This window comes from Synechococcus sp. M16.1 (assembly GCF_014279895.1).
Lineage (GTDB): Bacteria > Cyanobacteriota > Cyanobacteriia > PCC-6307 > Cyanobiaceae > Parasynechococcus.
Genome location: NZ_CP047954.1, coordinates 1,845,066 through 1,859,574, shown reverse-complemented (window position 1 = coordinate 1,859,574; position 14,509 = coordinate 1,845,066). Strand labels below are relative to the sequence as shown.

The window sequence follows — 14,509 nt, the reverse complement described above, 5'->3', positions numbered from 1 at the left end:
AACGTTGTGGCTCGGAATTAAAAATTTTTAGGCAACCCTTCAATTGGAATCAAGAAAGTCTGCTGTCGTGGATCTATCCAGGCACCTGAGCTCGAAGCTGTCAGCTTTTCAAGCATTGTTCGCCGCTCTTTCGGCAGTGGTCGGTAGCTCTCTTCCCAGTGGAAGCTGCCTGTGATGTGACTGGCTCCAGCGTGCTTCAACTTCGCGATGCGTTCCGAGGTGAGCTTCTTGTTTGAGATCAACCAGCCTTGTCTCCGGGCCAGATTGAGTAATGTTGGGTCGGGCCCTGTGACGCTCACGATTCGGGCTTCAGCTGGGAGTTCGCTGCGGATGGTGTCTGCAAGTGGCATCCAGATGTTGCGTTGACGTACCTCTACAGCCCAGTAATCGAACGACAGCACCATCACACTGATCATCACTGTGATGCTGAGCAACGCCTGAACCAGCCAGCCTCGCTGTTTGGATTGCCAGGTTTGCCATCCCAGTCCCACCAATGGGGAGCTGAACAGCAACAAAGGGAATTGGTAGTACTCATGCACGGTGCTTGATCTCATCGTGGCCATGGTGCAGAGCAGCAACCCGATCACGCCCCCCAGGGCAATGCGCCCTCCCCCAATCCGCCAGCTGCGGATGCTGCCGATCACGAAGAAGGGAATCCCCACCAAAGCCAAGGCGCGTACACCGGTTCGGATGGCAAGGTTCATCCAGCTCGAAAGATTCAGCACCAACGCGATGTTGCTGCGATCACTGTCCCCTCCCCAGAAGCCGAAGGTCAGACCGCTGGCTTCTCCCAATTGATAAGCGTGCCAATACCAGCCGGACGTGATGGCCAGGGCGGTTGCTGTGTAGACCCAGAACCATGGATTCAGCGCCAAATGCCTGATCCGTTGCAGGATCTGTTGAGGAGATTCAACTTCTGCTTGGGGCGATGGGGTGAGCTGCACCATCAGCAGGGGCAGCCCTAGCCACAGCAGTGGAATCACCTTGATCAGGCCCGCCGTTGTGAAGCACAGCCAGCTCAGGGCCAGGGCCCAGAGCAACCGTCGCTCACGCCACAGGCTCAGGCTCTCGAGGGCTCCTGCGGCACAGAGCAGCAAGAGGGCTTCGGCCTGAAAGGCGCGGCCGTAGTACACCCCCAGGGGTGAGATGGCAAAGGCCAGGCCCGCCCACCAACCGGCTTCGGGGTTGAACCAACGCCGGCCCAGGCGCATCACCAGCCAGATGGTCATTGCGCTGCAGAGCACCGAGAGCCCGCGGCCCAGCCATTCCTGCATGCCCATCAGGTTGTACAGGCGGCTCACCAGAAAGGGATAGAGGGGAAATTCCGATTCCACGAAGCCAGCACTTGCACCTCCCCAATCGATCTGAGGCAGCCAGATCGGTGTGCCTGCCTGGCTGAAATGCCTCGCCATGGCTGCGGTGTCGGCTTGCCGCCAGCTGTGAACCCCGACCACGGGCATCCAGATCTGCACAAGCCGCAGCAGGCTTCCCAGGCCGATGGGCAGCCAGGTCGGCTTAGGGGCTGTTCCAGACAAATCGGGATGAGGCCGCATAGTTCCAGACGTAGACGACAACAATGCCCGCCAGTTGGGCCCAGAGCGCATGGGCCTGAATCAGGGTGTAAAAACTGGTCGCAAGGCCGACGTTGGCCAGCGCCGGCAGGGATGCCACTAGGAGGAATTTGAGCAGGCCCCGGAGCAATTGCCGTCCGCTCTGGCGTCGGTCACGAAAGGTGAGGGCATTGTTCACCAGATAGTTCGAGCTTGCGGCGGTAATCACCGCCACAGGAAGCGCCTGCTGAAACGCCAGGTTGAACAGGCCCATCAGCAGTGCTGTGGATAGCAGCTGCACCACCACGCCTGAGGCGCCCACAAGCCCGAAGCTGATGGCCCGCCGCGGCAGCAGCCGCAGGGTTGCGGTGTGAATCAGGGACACGACGAAGTCCCAGAGGACGGCGAGATCGAGCTTGGAGCTGCCATGCAGCCTTGGCTGAAAACGCAGCGGAATTTCTCCCACCTTCAGCTGGCCGCGACTGATGGCCAGGAGTTCGTAGAAGAATTTGAAGCCGTTGACGTCCACTTGACGCACCAGCGGCAGGCAGCGCTCGAGGCGAAGCACCATGAAGCCGCTCATGCAATCGCTCAGGTGCCGGTAGGACTTGGGCAGGCTCCAACGGGCCAGACGGTTGGCGAGGGTGGAGCCATCGGTGCGTCGATCACTGAGTCCCCGGATTTCTGAGTGGTCGAGGAAACGACTGCCCGCCACAAGGTCCAGTCCCTCTCGATCCAGGAGCTGCAAGGCCTCGCCCACGGAGGTCGGTTCGTGCTGTCCATCGCTGTCCATCACCACGGCGATGGGATAGAGGGCTGCGATCAGGCCTTCCTTGATGGCGCTGGCCAGTCCGGAGCGTCCAACGCGTTGGATGATCCGGATTCTTGGGTCCTGGCGGGCCAGGGCGCGAACCAGATCTGGGGTGCCATCGCGGGAATCGTCATCGACGATCAGGATTTCGAGCGGATGATCCATCTCCTAGTGAAGCAGGGCTTCGATCACCTGGCGGATGGAACCACCTTCATTGAATGTGGGCAGCACGACGGACAGGCCGCTGTGGCTTGTCGTTCCTTCACGTTCCGCGGTGGACGACACAGTGCGCTCCAGTAAGTCTCAGGTTACCGACAGTTGGCCAGGGTCCATCGCCCCGCCTGGCCTTCGGTGATGCAGTCCTTCTGCGGCTTGTCGCTGAGACGGCGGCCTGGGCCACCTTTGAAGCGCTGAATGCGTTGTTCGGCATACCAGTTCAGGCTGGGGCGTTCGTCGTAGCCCTTCAGCCTGATCTCGTCTCCAGGGTTGGCACGGGCCAGTGCTGCCACCGGTTGCACGGGCCAGGCTTCGTTGAGCTCCCACAACCACAGGGGGGAGTGAAACAGCAGGGCCAGTGCTGCCACATTGCCGCAGCTGAGGCTGATCACCCCAAGGCGTCGTCGCTGTGGTGCGCCAGAGCGCAGCCACCATCCGCCGCCACACCAGCCGAGGCCTAGCAGGCCCGCCAGGCCGCGGTAGGGCCCAAGGCTGCTACCGATGCTGCTGAAGCTGCTCAGCCAAAGCAGCAGGAGCAGCAGCCCGAGTCCGCACCAGAACATTGGAAGCCGTAACAGCAGCCAGCGGCAGGGGGGATTTGGGCTCTCGGGTGCACTCTTGGAAGAAAATGGCCACTCCACCAGCCAGACCAGCAGCGGAGCACAGAGGAGAGCGATGGGCAGCCAGAGCGGATGGCTGTACCAGGGGAGCTGGGTGCGCAGCGGAAGAATGGCTCCGGCCAAAGTGAGCAGGCAGGCCAGCGACCAACGGCCCCAACGGCTCTGACGCCAGCGCCAGGCCCAGACCAGGGCGAAGGGCAGTAGCGGCAGCCAGGGCCAGCCCCCCTCCAACACTTCGATCACCGGGACCCGCCAGCCCAGATCACTGCCTTCGCCGGCATCCAGAAGAACCCGCCCAGCGCCATCACCGCCCCAGAGCCAGAGCGCTTCGCTGCCTCGGATGTGGGCATGCCAGAGATGCCAGCCGATCCCGGGTGCTAGGCCCAGCAGCATTCCGCCGAGGGCTGCTGCAAGGTTGTTCCAGGTTCTCCATTCCTGGCCCCAGGCCAGTGCCAAACCGGCTGCTACCGCCGCGGGCACCAGCAGCGGGGCTTTGAGCAGCAGCATGGCGCTGGCCATCAAGCCGGCGACGGCACCCCAGATTGCGCTGGTTCGGCTGCCGTTGAGCTTCAGCAGGGCCAGCCAGAGCAGAGCCATGGCCGACAGCTGGGTGCCATCCAGCATCGCCAGACGTCCGTGCCGGGCCACCGGCAATAGCGTCAGCAGAATCACACTGGTGGAGAGGGTGCTGGAGCGATCTCCCGGCCGCAGCGTCCATTGCAGCCAGCCCCCAAGGGGCACCACCAGGCACGACAGCAAGGCGGGTGCCAGACGGATCGTCCACTCTGAGGGGAGCTGGTCGGGTTGGGTTGTTGTTCTGATCAGCAGGCCGATCAGGCTGTGCAGACCAGGTGCCTTGTTGAGGTAAGGCTTGTCCCAGAGGGTGGGCAGTAATGGTGCTTCCCCGAGTCCGTGGCGAAGTTCGAGGGCCACCCGGGCCACGGTCGCTTCATCGAAGTCCCGCATAGGGAGATCTCCGAGGCCGATCAGGGCCAGCACGGCAGCAGCCAGGCCGAGCCAAGCCAATGCGATCCAAGGTGCTGCGTCTGGAGCTGAGCCGGAGCGCATGGGGCCCCTCATGACATCAAAAACTGAGTATGGTCCGGGTGTTCAGGATGCAGTGGCGTGGAGAGGTGAAGGCTTCCTTCGGGGAGTGGGCACAACTCCGAATGCGTTGCCGGCATTCACAATCCTTCAGGAGGAGGTGTCCATGATTTCCAGTTGTTTGACCCAGGGTCTGCTGATCGCGGAGAACGCCGGCTGAACGGCGCCTTCTGACTGATCATCCGGTTCCGCGGCAAAAGCGGACCCGGCGAGAGCCCCCGTCCGGATGTCCGGGCGGGGGCATCGTTTATTGAGCGGGATGACTTGCCGGCTCAAGACAGTATCGACTGATACATGTCGATGTAGGGACCGGCACAAGCTGCATTTATTAACGAATGGTCGCGCCTCACAATCTGGGATGGCGCACTAGCGCCTATTTCCTGTGTGAGGAATCAAATGAAGCTTTTCCAGCAACTGCTGGTGGCTCCTGCCGCCCTTGGCCTTCTGGCCACCGGCGCCAATGCCGCCGAGCTGAACATCAACGGCGTTTCTGATTACGCGGCTTCCGCTGATCAGGTCACCAGCGTCACCCAGTTCTCCGACGTCTACCCCACCGACTGGGCTTATCAGGCTCTGGCTGGTCTGGTTGAGACCTACGGCTGCGTCGCCGGCTACCCCAACGGCACCTTCCGTGGCAACCGTGCCATGACCCGCTACGAAGCGGCTGCCCTGCTGAACGCTTGCCTCGACCGCGTCACCGAAGTGACCGACGAGCTGCGTCGCCTCATGGCTGAGTTCGAGACCGAGCTGGCCATCCTCAAGGGTCGCGTTGACGGCCTCGAGGCCCGCGTTGGTGAACTGGAAGCAACCCAGTTCTCCACCACCACCAAACTCAAGGGTTACACCGCTTGGGTGGCTGGTGCTGTTGACGGCATCGATGGTTCTGAAGCCACTACCCTCAACTACGACCTCCGCCTCAAGCTGGCTACCTCCTTCACTGGTAAGGATCAGCTGACCACCGTTCTGCGGTCTGGCAACTTCGACGATTCCATCTTCGGCACTGGCCTGACCTTCGTTGAAACCGCCATGAGCAGCGGTAACAGCGTGAAAATCGGTCGCTTGTTCTACACCTTCCCAGTTGGTGACTGGCTGAGCGTCACTGCAGGTCCCATCGTCCGTACTGACGATGCCTCCATGTACGCCGGCTATGCCACGTACTACCCCTCCGACCTGCTGCTGGACTTCTTCACCTACGGCGGAGCTCCTACCACCAACAACCTGGCCTACACCGGTTCAGGCATTGGTGCCGTTTACACCCTCGGTAGCGGCTTCAAGTTGAGCGGTAACTACGTTGCTGTTGATGGCGACGATTCCTCTAAGGGAATTGGCACCGACGCCGGCACTACCACTTCTTCCTGGCAGTTGTTCTACGAAGGCGAAGTCTTCGACGGCAATTTCCTGGCTCAGATCGGTTATTCCTACGAGCAGAACGCTGGTCTCGCTATCGGTACCGCTTCTACCACGGCTGATCGCCATGGCTACAGCGTTGCTGCTGCTTGGAAGCCTGCTGAGGCAAGCTTCGTTCCTTCTATCAGCACCGGCTACTCCTGGGCTGATGTCGAAGATGTTTCTGACGACATCGACTCTTGGTATGTTGGCCTTGAGTGGAGCGACGTACTCATTGATGGCAACTCCTTGGGTGGTGCTATCGGTGAAGCCCCTGCTTGGGATGATGCAGAGGGCAACCTCATGTGGGAGGCCTTCTACAGCTTCGCTGTGAGCGACAACATCACTGTCACTCCCGCAATCTTCGGCATCTACGATGACGACTCTGCTGATGACGAAGTCTTCGGTGGCATCGTGAAAACCACCTTCAAGTTCTGATCAAAATGTTGAGTCCCTTTCGGGATTCAACTTCTTCAGAACTTCTGTCCCCCACTTCGGTGGGGGACTTTTTTGTGACCAGGCGAAGGAATGGTCTTAAACGATACATAAAGGCTCCTTCGCTAGTTCTTACTTAAAAAGTGATGTCCCACCAATAGCGTCGAGGCGTCGGCATGTCTTGCCGGCACTTTTCTCATGGTGTGAGACCCCAAAATGAAGCTTTTCCAGCAACTGCTGGTGGCTCCTGCCGCCCTTGGCCTTCTGGCCACCGGCGCCAATGCCGCCGAGCTGAACATCAACGGCGTTTCTGATTACGCGGCTTCCGCTGATCAGGTCACCAGCGTCACCCAGTTCTCCGACGTCTACCCCACCGACTGGGCTTATCAGGCTCTGGCTGGTCTGGTTGAGACCTACGGCTGCGTCGCCGGCTACCCCAACGGCACCTTCCGTGGCAACCGTGCCATGACCCGCTACGAAGCGGCTGCCCTGCTGAACGCTTGCCTCGACCGCGTCACCGAAGTGACCGACGAGCTGCGTCGCCTCATGGCTGAGTTCGAGACCGAGCTGGCCATCCTCAAGGGTCGCGTTGACGGCCTCGAGGCCCGCGTTGGTGAACTGGAAGCAACCCAGTTCTCCACCACCACCAAGCTGAAAGGTAAAGCCACCTTCGTCACGGGTGCCCTTGATTCTGAGGACGATGATGCCAAGGCTGACGACGACGCATTCAGCTTCTCCTACGACTACCGCCTCGGTCTGAAGACTTCCTTCACTGGTAAGGACCTTCTGTTTGCACGCCTGCGTGCCGGCAATATGAAGGACGGCTCTGCTTTTTCAGGTGGTTTCCGCAAGCTGGATGTTTCCGGCATGTCTGGCAACACTCTTGAGCTTGACCGCCTGTACTACAAGTTCCCTGTCGCTTCAGGCTTTGAAGCCATCGTTGGCCCTATGGCCCGTAACACTGAAAGTCTGGGGATGAAGCCCACGGCTTACACGGTGAAGACCTTGAACATGTTCGGTGGTCAGTTTGGTGCCGGAAACGTCTACAACAAAGAGACCGGCGGTCTCGTTGGTGTGATCTGGAAGCAGCAAGTTGCCAAGGGTGAGCCCCGCTTGACTGCTGCTCTCAACTACGTCGCTGATGACGGAGAACAGGCCGATTCATCCAAAGGCATGTTCACGTCTGATTCCAAGGGGAACACTACCGCTCAGATTGGTTATGGCACCAAGCAGTGGGGCGCTGCATTGGGTTATCGCTATGGCCAGTGTGGTGCTGGATTCGGCACCGGCTACTTCAAGTCCCAGTCCTGCGGTTCAGAGGGTGACACCGTCGACTCCCAGAACTTCGCCATCAACGGCTTCTGGAAGCCTTCCGAGACTGGTTTTATTCCGTCACTGAGTGCTTCTTACGGCTGGTCTGACCTCGAAGGCAGCACTGTCGAAGAGCTCCGCACTTGGATGGTGGGCCTTCAGTGGGACAAAATTGCCGGTTCTTCCCACAGTCTGGCTGTTGGTTTCGGCGCACCCTTGTATGTCGAATCCCAAGAGGGTGATGACCCTGATGCTCCCGAGCTTGCTTGGGAAGCCTCTCTGAAGTACAAGGTTTCCAGCAACATCACTTTGATTCCGGCAATCTTCTATCTGCCTGAGTCCAGTTCCAAGCAGGGTGAGTCGGGCTATGAGCAGTTTGGTGCCGTTCTCCAGACTGTCTTCAAGTTCTGATCACTCAGCCCAACTTCGGTTGGGCCTTCAGAACGACCTTCCTCACATACACGTCCTAGCCCTCCCTCTGCGGAGGGCTTTTTTTATGGTCGTTCTGCGGGCAAGCTGCAGCCATGAGCATTGCTCCTGACATCACAGCCTTGATCGGTGGCACGCCCCTCGTGCGGCTGAATCGATTGCCCCAGGCCTGCGGCTGTCAGGCCGAGATCCTGGCCAAGTTGGAGAGCTTCAATCCATCCGCTTCGGTCAAAGACCGTATTGCCAGCGCCATGGTGCTGGACGCGGAGCAGGCCGGCACGATTGTTCCAGGTCGAACGGTGCTGGTGGAGCCCACTAGCGGCAACACCGGCATCGCTCTGGCCATGGTGGCGGCGGCCCGTGGCTACAGGCTGATTCTCACCATGCCGGACACGATGAGCACGGAGCGTCGCGCGATGCTGCGGGCCTACGGAGCGGAGTTGCAGCTCACCGACGGTGCCCAGGGCATGAATGGGGCCATCGCGCTGGCCAAGGAGTTGGTGGAAGAAATTCCTAATGCTTACCTGCTGCAGCAGTTCGATAACCCCGCCAATCCAGCCGTGCATGAACGCACCACGGCTGAGGAGATCTGGCGCGATACCGAGGGCCAGATCGATGCTTTTGTGGCGGGGGTGGGCACCGGCGGCACCATCACCGGTTGTGCCCGTCTGTTGAAACAGCGCCAGCCGCAGCTGCAGGTGATTGCCGTTGAGCCCGAGGCCAGTGCTGTGCTGTCTGGAAAGCCCCCTGGGGCCCATCGCATCCAGGGGATTGGAGCTGGTTTTGTTCCTGCGGTGTTGGAACTCGATCGGATTGATTCGATCCTCACTGTGAGCGATGAGGAGGCCATGCAGGTGGGCCGGCGTCTGGCTCGGGAGGAGGGTCTGCTCTGTGGCATCAGCAGTGGCGCGGCCATGGCCGCGGCCCTGCGGGTGGGCCAAGCCCCCGCCATGGCGGGCAAACGCCTGGTGGTGATGCTGGCTAGTTATGGCGAGCGCTACCTCTCCACCCCGATGTTCAGTGCTGCTTCGCAGCTTCCCGCCCGGAGGGATGGTCAGCTGTGAGCGATCCCTATGCCGTGCTCGGTGTCAGCAACACCGCCAGCAACGCTGAGATCAAGGCGGCCTACCGCCAGCTGGTGAAGCAGCACCATCCCGATGCTGGAGGCGACGATCAGCAGATGCTGGCTCTCAATGCGGCCTGGGAAGTTCTCGGGGATGCCCAGCGCCGCAAGGCCTTCGATCGCACGCGGTCACAGCCCGGCCGAGCGGCATCGCCGACGGACCTGAGGCGGGCCAGCCGAGCCCATGATCGTGCTGTGGCCGCTGACGATGCCCTGGTGGAGTGGCTGCAGCGTGTTTACGCCCCGATCGACCGCATGCTCGGTGAGGTGATCAATCCCTTCCCCAAGCAACTCAAGGCACTGTCGGCTGATCCCTACGACGACGAGCTGATGGAGGGGTTCTGCAGCTATCTCGAGGCGAGTGGACGCCGGATGGACAAGGTCAAGCAACTGTTCCAGTCGTTGCCGACGCCGGCGTCGGCCCGAGGCTTCGGACTGAGCCTGTATCACTGCCTTTCCGAAGTGGAAGACGCTCTGGCCGAATTGGAGCGCTACACCATGGGATACGTGGATGGGTATCTCCACGATGGTCGCGAGATGCTGCGGGAGGCCAAGCAGCGACGCAAGCGGCTCCAGGATGAACGGCGTCGCTTGGAGATCGTGTGAAGCAGCGTTGGCGTTTCTGGGCTTCGGTTGCCCTGATCTGGGTGTTCTCCACCCTGGTGGATCGGCTCTGGTGGACGCTCCAGACCGGCGTCCCCGCCTGGGATCAGGCTGACTACCTCAACAGCGCCATGGACCATGGCCGCGCCTTGGGTTTGCTTCCCGGTGGCGGGTGGCAGGGTTGGCCGGCGCTGCTGGATCTGTCACCGAAGATTCCGCCCCTGGCCTCGCTGGTGAACGGCAGTGTCATGGCGATCGCTGGAGATGCTCCGGAGCAGGCGGCCTGGAGCCTCAGCCTCTGGCACGTCCTTCTGCTGGTGGTGATGGCGGGCTGGGGGAGACGGTTGCAGGGGGATGGCCTGGCCTTGATCGCCTGCCTGTTGGCGGCGATAACCCCGGTGTTTATGGAACTGCGCACGGATTACGTGCTTGAGATGGCCCTGATGGCCAGTTGCAGTTTGGCCGTGTGGCGTCTGGGGGTCTGGTGCGATCCTCAGAGCGGTGGCCGGTGGGGTCAGGCCTGGAGCTGCACCGTGGCAGCAATCGCTGCTGTGCTGGTAAAGCAAAGCGCCCTGCTTGTGCTTATCCCGGCGGGTGTGTGGGCAGCAGTTTTGGCGATGCGGCGGGGCGGCCCCTGGTTACGCCAGGCCCTGCTGCTGCCTCTGCTCACGATGGTGCTGATTGGCCCCTGGTTGCGTCACAACTGGATCACCAGCCTGGGCGGCACCAACCGGGCTGTGTTCGAGTCGGCGGCCCGGGAGGGGGATCCGGGCGTGCTCAGTGTGGCTGGCTGGCTCTGGTATCCCCGCGTTTTGCCGGAGCACTTGGGCAGTGTGTTGTTGGTGGTGGGTCTGTCGGGGTTGTTGCTCTGGTGCTGGCAGCGCCAGCAGCCCTCAACCGATCACGGTTGGTCTTGGCGCTGGCTCTTGATCAATCTGGTGGCGGCCTGGGTGTTCACCACCCTGAGTCCGAACAAGGATGCTCGCTACATCACACCCTTACTGCCGTCTCTTGTGTTGCTGCTGGCCCGAGGGTGGTGGCAATGGGGCAACTGGTTGGAAGCCAGGCGTTCGAGGTTGGTGTGGCCCCTGTTCGGTGTGGGGCTGCTGGCCTGTGTCCCAGCGAGTTGGGTCCATCAGCTGCATCGCTTTGAAGACCGGCCTCGTGGCCCGGTGGCAGCGGTGGTGAAGGCCGCTGGCGGTGCTGATCCCAGCACGCCTCCCGCCACGTTGATCGTGGTGCCCAGCACCTCTGATCTCAACCAGCACAACGTCAGCTTTTACGGTCGTCGCCATGGGGGACAGACCGTTGGCCGGCAGCTGGGGGGCAGCCGCCAGGACCGCGAGCCTGTCCTGGCAAGGACGGAATGGGTGGTATTGGCGGAAGGGAAGCAGGGATCCGTTCGCAAAGCGGCGCGACGGCTGGATCAAGCGGTGCGCAGCAGCGGTGTGTTCGAACTGGTTCATCAGTTTGAGCGTCCCCGGGGGGGGAGTTATTCCCTCTGGCGACGCCGTTCAACGCACCCGGTGGAAGGACCATCCTTTGCGGAGCGCTTCCCCGAGCTTGCTGCTGGCCTGGCGGCAGGGCCTGTAGGGCTTGATCCGGTGTTCGCTGAGGTGGGGCAGGAGCACATGCTTGATGGCCATTTCAGCTATCGGGAGCCGGTGCGTTCTGAGGCCTTGGCGGCCTTGGCGCAGGATCCCGATGCTGTGCAACCGCGTTGGACCCTGGCGCTGCTGGCCGTGCTGGAAAACCGCCCTGTGCAGGCAGCGGAGCAGTTCAAGGCCCTTCAACGGCTGTTGCCCGATAACCCCTGGCCAGCGGCCTACCGCAGTGTGGTCAGCCTGGCGGGGTGGAACCCCTGGCAGGCCGCCGCCGCTGCAGATGGGGCCGGCGTTTCGAATCCTGTGCTGGCGGCGCTGGGGGATCTCAGCGGCGTCCTCTCCGGTGCTGTTTGGCGCATCCCCGCCGCCATCACGTCAGTTCCAGCGGCTGTCAGAGCCGTGGAGGAGGCCCTGGAGCCTCCCTCCAAACAGGATCTGGATCAGGAGCAAGCTTCCAGCTGATCCATTCGCAGCCATACATCGGGCACCGGACGGTTCCAGCGCACCTGGCCGTAGTCCCCTTTCACAACCAGCAGCTCGCCGGGACCTTCAAAGATGTAATCGGGTGCTGTGGGATCGCTTGCTCCAGCCTCAAGGCTGGAGCTGTATGCGGCTGTGTTCACCTTGACCAAGGCACCTTTGCGCAGCGCAGCAGGCTTGGCCTTGGCGGGGGCAGCGGCGTCGGATTCGGCCATGACAGGGGACGGTGATGGCACCAGGCTAAAACCAATCGCCCACGAACCCCCTTAGCCTCCCAGCCGCACCACCCCCGCGTTCATGCGTCTGCTGCTGTTTGGCTGCACAGGTTTTGTTGGCCGTGAGCTCCTGCCGCTCCTGCTTGAGGCCGGGCACCAGCTCACAGTGGTGAGCCGCCGGTTGGCCCGCGGTTACGACGCTGAACGGGCGGATGGGCGACTGATCTGGATGCAGTTCGACCCCGCCAGCAGCAACACCTGGACCGACGCCGGCCTGCTGGACGCCCTGAATCAGGCCGATGCAGTGGTCAACCTGGCGGGGGAACCGATTGCCGAGAAGCGTTGGACCCCGACCCACCGGCAGCTGATTGAAACCAGCCGTCTGGAAACGACCTCTCAGTTGGTGAAGGCGATCGAGGCCTGTGCAACGCCACCGAAGGTGCTGGTGAATGCCTCAGCCATCGGCTTCTATGGCTCCAGCCTGGACCAGCGTTTTCTTGAATCGAGCACCCCTGGCGACGACTTCCTTGCGAGCTTGTGTGAGCGCTGGGAAGCGGCGGCTGAGGCGGTGCCTTCCGCTGTACGGCAGGTCACCCTGCGGATCGGCATTGTGCTAGCGGCCGACGGCGGTGCACTCGGAAAAATGCTTCCGGTGTTCCGCACAGGGTTTGGCGGTCCTATCGGTAGTGGCCGGCAGTGGATGAGCTGGATCCACCGCACTGACCTCTGCGCCCTGATCCTTCAATCCCTCACGGACGCGAGCTGGAGTGGCGTGATCAATGCCGTGGCTCCCGAGCCCGTCTCGATGACGGCCTTCTGCAAGCAGCTGGGGCGTAGCCTGGGCCGTCCGAGTTTGTTGCCGGTGCCCGCTCCAGTGCTTCAAGTGCTCCTCGGGGATGGCGCCAAGGTGGTGTTGGAGGGTCAGCAGGTTGCCTCGGAGCGGCTTGACGCTCTGAACTTCAGCTTCCGCTACCCCGATCTGGCTTCAGCACTCGCCGCTGCCACCAGCTGAAGATGCCGCTCACCAGCGCGGCCATGATCAGCAGGCTGATGGCTGGGGCGAACAGGGGTTGCCACAGCAGCTGAACCTGGTCCATCAGCCAGTCATGGCCTTGGCCCTGTTGCACCACGGCAACGGCGAAGACCCCTGCGCCGATAAACACCAGCAGCACGTTCACCATCAGCAGGCGGTCGAGCCAGCGTTTCCAGGCCGGTTCAGGCGGCGCACTCATGCAAGAAGTGAGCAAATGGCTGCCGCCATTCTCGGGCCTCCACCAGCTTCCCCGAGGCGCCATTTGGCCTCCTCTTGGCATTGCTGTTGCAAGTCAGGATCCCGTCGCGCACGTTCAAGCAGAGCCATGGCCAGCTCCGCTGTTCCCTCCAAAGCCTCATGGCTGCCACTCTCTCCGTCTGCACAGAACACCGTGGGGCCCAGTAGGCGCCGTTGGGCTTCTGCGAATGCCGCTGTGAATTGAGGCCCCTGGCCCGGCAGCTGCAGCACCGGTTTGGCCAGGCCAACGGCCTGCTCGATGGCCGTGCCTGCCATTCCGATCACCAGATCACTGTGCTGCAGCACGGCTCGGAAGGCCCCGCGGCGAACGTTGATCCCCCGGGCTTCCTCACGCTGCAGCACGCTGTTGTTCAGATGCCAACCGCATCGTTCGCTCATCCGCCGCAAGCTGTCGTCATCGAGGCTGGGCACCAAGGCCAGATCGACGTTGCAGCGAACTGTGCTGGGCAGCAGCTCGATCAGCCGCAGCAACAGCTGCAGGTTCTGTTCCAGTTCCGGTCGGCGGCTGCCGGGCAGCAGACCGATGCGTGGCGTGCTGCTGGGCGGCGGGGTGTCCGCTGTGAGCACCGAATCCATGAACGGATTGCCCAGGAAGGTCACCGGCCGTTGCAGTTGTCTGCTGAGGTCTTCGGCGGTGCGCTGATCGCGGCTGTACACCGCTTTGAAGCGGCGGCTTTTCAGCAGGTTTGCGCAGGGCCAGGGGAGCCGCAGCGTCCCTTCGTAGTGGCTGGAGTAGGCCACCAGGTAGGTCGCCACAGGCCGTTGGCTGAGCCATGCCGCGATCACAGGGATCACGTCTCCCACCACCAGGATCAGATCAAAGCGACGGCGGTACCGCATTAGACGCACTAGGCGTCGGAGCAAATACAGCACTTGCCCTTGGGCGATCTCGGTGAGGCGGCCGCGAAGGCTGGTGTAGCCGATGCCGCCGGTGCTGAATTCATGGCTGCGTCCCAGCAGCGGCACGCCGGCTTTTTGGTAGGCGCTGCCAAGGCCCACCAGCGGAAGCGCCTGCACGTTGTGGCCCTGCCGCTGAAGCTCCTGGGCCAGCAGGGCGCCGGAGAGGTCTTCACCGTGGCCATTGCTCAGCAGCAGGATGCGTGCCATCGCCGGGCTGCCCATCACCACATCCAGGTGCTCGGATCCGGTATGCCGTTGGCGCGCCTGGCCAGTTGCAACCGCCGCGCTTCGCTGGCCAGGCGTTCCTGCCGCAATTGAGCCGAACGATCCGCTGGAGGCCGCACGCGAACCTGGGACGGCAGACGGGTGATGGTCCAGGTGGCTGTCATGCAGGGTTTGTCAGGCAGTGGCTGTCAGGCAGCGCGTCCGTT

Annotated in this window: 12 protein-coding genes and 1 pseudogene; 6 read left to right on the top strand and 7 right to left on the bottom strand. The window is 62.0% G+C overall.

All coding sequences use genetic code 11. The annotated features are described in order from the left end of the window. Positions 1 to 17 precede the first annotated feature (17 nt). The 3 genes and pseudogenes from SynM161_RS10630 to SynM161_RS10620 form a co-directional block, all read right to left on the bottom strand. The gene (locus SynM161_RS10630) at positions 18 to 1,553 is read right to left on the bottom strand and encodes a glycosyltransferase family 39 protein (RefSeq protein WP_255441785.1); all 1,536 of its coding nucleotides are present in this window, start codon (positions 1,551 to 1,553) and stop codon (positions 18 to 20) included. After that, positions 1,516 to 2,646: pseudogene (locus SynM161_RS10625) on the bottom strand (glycosyltransferase). Before SynM161_RS10625 ends, SynM161_RS10630 begins: the two are co-directional and overlap by 38 nt. A gap of 23 nt (positions 2,647 to 2,669) precedes the next feature. Further along, positions 2,670 to 4,265, bottom strand: coding sequence for a glycosyltransferase family 39 protein (locus tag SynM161_RS10620; protein ID WP_186541390.1), 1,596 nt, complete (start codon positions 4,263 to 4,265; stop codon positions 2,670 to 2,672). Positions 4,266 to 4,697: 432 nt separating this feature from the next. On the opposite strand from SynM161_RS10620, the gene SynM161_RS10615 reads away from it, so the two are divergent. The 5 genes from SynM161_RS10615 to SynM161_RS10595 all read left to right on the top strand — a co-directional run bounded on the left by SynM161_RS10615 (position 4,698) and on the right by SynM161_RS10595 (position 11,654). After that, entirely contained in the window at positions 4,698 to 6,125 is a 1,428-nt protein-coding gene (locus SynM161_RS10615) for an iron uptake porin (protein WP_186541389.1), read from the top strand. A gap of 213 nt (positions 6,126 to 6,338) precedes the next feature. Then, the gene (locus tag SynM161_RS10610) at positions 6,339 to 7,844 is read left to right on the top strand and encodes an iron uptake porin (protein ID WP_186541387.1); all 1,506 of its coding nucleotides are present in this window, start codon (positions 6,339 to 6,341) and stop codon (positions 7,842 to 7,844) included. A gap of 113 nt (positions 7,845 to 7,957) precedes the next feature. Continuing rightward, entirely contained in the window at positions 7,958 to 8,926 is a 969-nt protein-coding gene (gene cysK / locus SynM161_RS10605) for a cysteine synthase A (protein WP_186541386.1), read from the top strand. Next, complete coding sequence (locus SynM161_RS10600) at positions 8,923 to 9,591, top strand: J domain-containing protein (protein WP_186541385.1); 669 nt, start codon at positions 8,923 to 8,925, stop codon at positions 9,589 to 9,591. Before cysK ends, SynM161_RS10600 begins: the two co-directional genes overlap by 4 nt. Then, complete coding sequence (locus tag SynM161_RS10595) at positions 9,588 to 11,654, top strand: glycosyltransferase family 39 protein (RefSeq protein WP_186541384.1); 2,067 nt, start codon at positions 9,588 to 9,590, stop codon at positions 11,652 to 11,654. Before SynM161_RS10600 ends, SynM161_RS10595 begins: the two co-directional genes overlap by 4 nt. Here the strand turns inward: SynM161_RS10595 and SynM161_RS10590 are convergent. After that, positions 11,633 to 11,887, bottom strand: coding sequence for an NAD(P)H-quinone oxidoreductase subunit O (locus tag SynM161_RS10590; RefSeq protein WP_186541383.1), 255 nt, complete (start codon positions 11,885 to 11,887; stop codon positions 11,633 to 11,635). The genes SynM161_RS10595 and SynM161_RS10590 overlap by 22 nt on opposite strands. A gap of 82 nt (positions 11,888 to 11,969) precedes the next feature. Between SynM161_RS10590 and SynM161_RS10585 the strand changes: the two genes are divergently transcribed. Then, the gene (locus tag SynM161_RS10585; protein WP_186541382.1) at positions 11,970 to 12,899 is read left to right on the top strand and encodes a TIGR01777 family oxidoreductase; all 930 of its coding nucleotides are present in this window, start codon (positions 11,970 to 11,972) and stop codon (positions 12,897 to 12,899) included. On the opposite strand, the gene SynM161_RS10580 is transcribed toward SynM161_RS10585, so the two are convergent. From SynM161_RS10580 to SynM161_RS10570, 3 genes are read right to left on the bottom strand one after another with little or no spacing between them, the layout of a single operon-like run. Continuing rightward, entirely contained in the window at positions 12,847 to 13,119 is a 273-nt protein-coding gene (locus SynM161_RS10580; protein ID WP_115160820.1) for a hypothetical protein, read from the bottom strand. The two genes, SynM161_RS10585 and SynM161_RS10580, sit on opposite strands and share 53 nt — an antisense overlap. Then, positions 13,116 to 14,285, bottom strand: coding sequence for a lipid-A-disaccharide synthase-related protein (locus SynM161_RS10575; RefSeq protein WP_186542656.1), 1,170 nt, complete (start codon positions 14,283 to 14,285; stop codon positions 13,116 to 13,118). The genes SynM161_RS10580 and SynM161_RS10575 overlap by 4 nt, the downstream gene beginning before the upstream one ends. A 14-nt stretch (positions 14,286 to 14,299) precedes the next feature. Further along, positions 14,300 to 14,467 carry a hypothetical protein gene (locus SynM161_RS10570; RefSeq protein ID WP_170950923.1) on the bottom strand — a complete coding sequence of 56 codons (168 nt, stop codon included), beginning with the start codon at positions 14,465 to 14,467 and terminating at the stop codon, positions 14,300 to 14,302. Between the last annotated feature and the right edge of the window lie 42 nt (positions 14,468 to 14,509).

What these genes read in the sequence shown, in the direction of transcription:
- SynM161_RS10630 (WP_255441785.1), bottom strand. Translation starts at nt 1,553, where the DNA reads ATGCGGCCTCATCCCGATTTGTCTGGAACAGCCCCTAAGCCGACCTGG.
- SynM161_RS10620 (WP_186541390.1), bottom strand. Translation starts at nt 4,265, where the DNA reads ATGCGCTCCGGCTCAGCTCCAGACGCAGCACCTTGGATCGCATTGGCT.
- SynM161_RS10615 (WP_186541389.1), top strand. Translation starts at nt 4,698, where the DNA reads ATGAAGCTTTTCCAGCAACTGCTGGTGGCTCCTGCCGCCCTTGGCCTT.
- SynM161_RS10610 (WP_186541387.1), top strand. Translation starts at nt 6,339, where the DNA reads ATGAAGCTTTTCCAGCAACTGCTGGTGGCTCCTGCCGCCCTTGGCCTT.
- cysK (WP_186541386.1), top strand. Translation starts at nt 7,958, where the DNA reads ATGAGCATTGCTCCTGACATCACAGCCTTGATCGGTGGCACGCCCCTC.
- SynM161_RS10590 (WP_186541383.1), bottom strand. Translation starts at nt 11,887, where the DNA reads ATGGCCGAATCCGACGCCGCTGCCCCCGCCAAGGCCAAGCCTGCTGCG.
- SynM161_RS10585 (WP_186541382.1), top strand. Translation starts at nt 11,970, where the DNA reads ATGCGTCTGCTGCTGTTTGGCTGCACAGGTTTTGTTGGCCGTGAGCTC.
- SynM161_RS10580 (WP_115160820.1), bottom strand. Translation starts at nt 13,119, where the DNA reads ATGAGTGCGCCGCCTGAACCGGCCTGGAAACGCTGGCTCGACCGCCTG.
- SynM161_RS10575 (WP_186542656.1), bottom strand. Translation starts at nt 14,285, where the DNA reads ATGGCACGCATCCTGCTGCTGAGCAATGGCCACGGTGAAGACCTCTCC.
- SynM161_RS10570 (WP_170950923.1), bottom strand. Translation starts at nt 14,467, where the DNA reads ATGACAGCCACCTGGACCATCACCCGTCTGCCGTCCCAGGTTCGCGTG.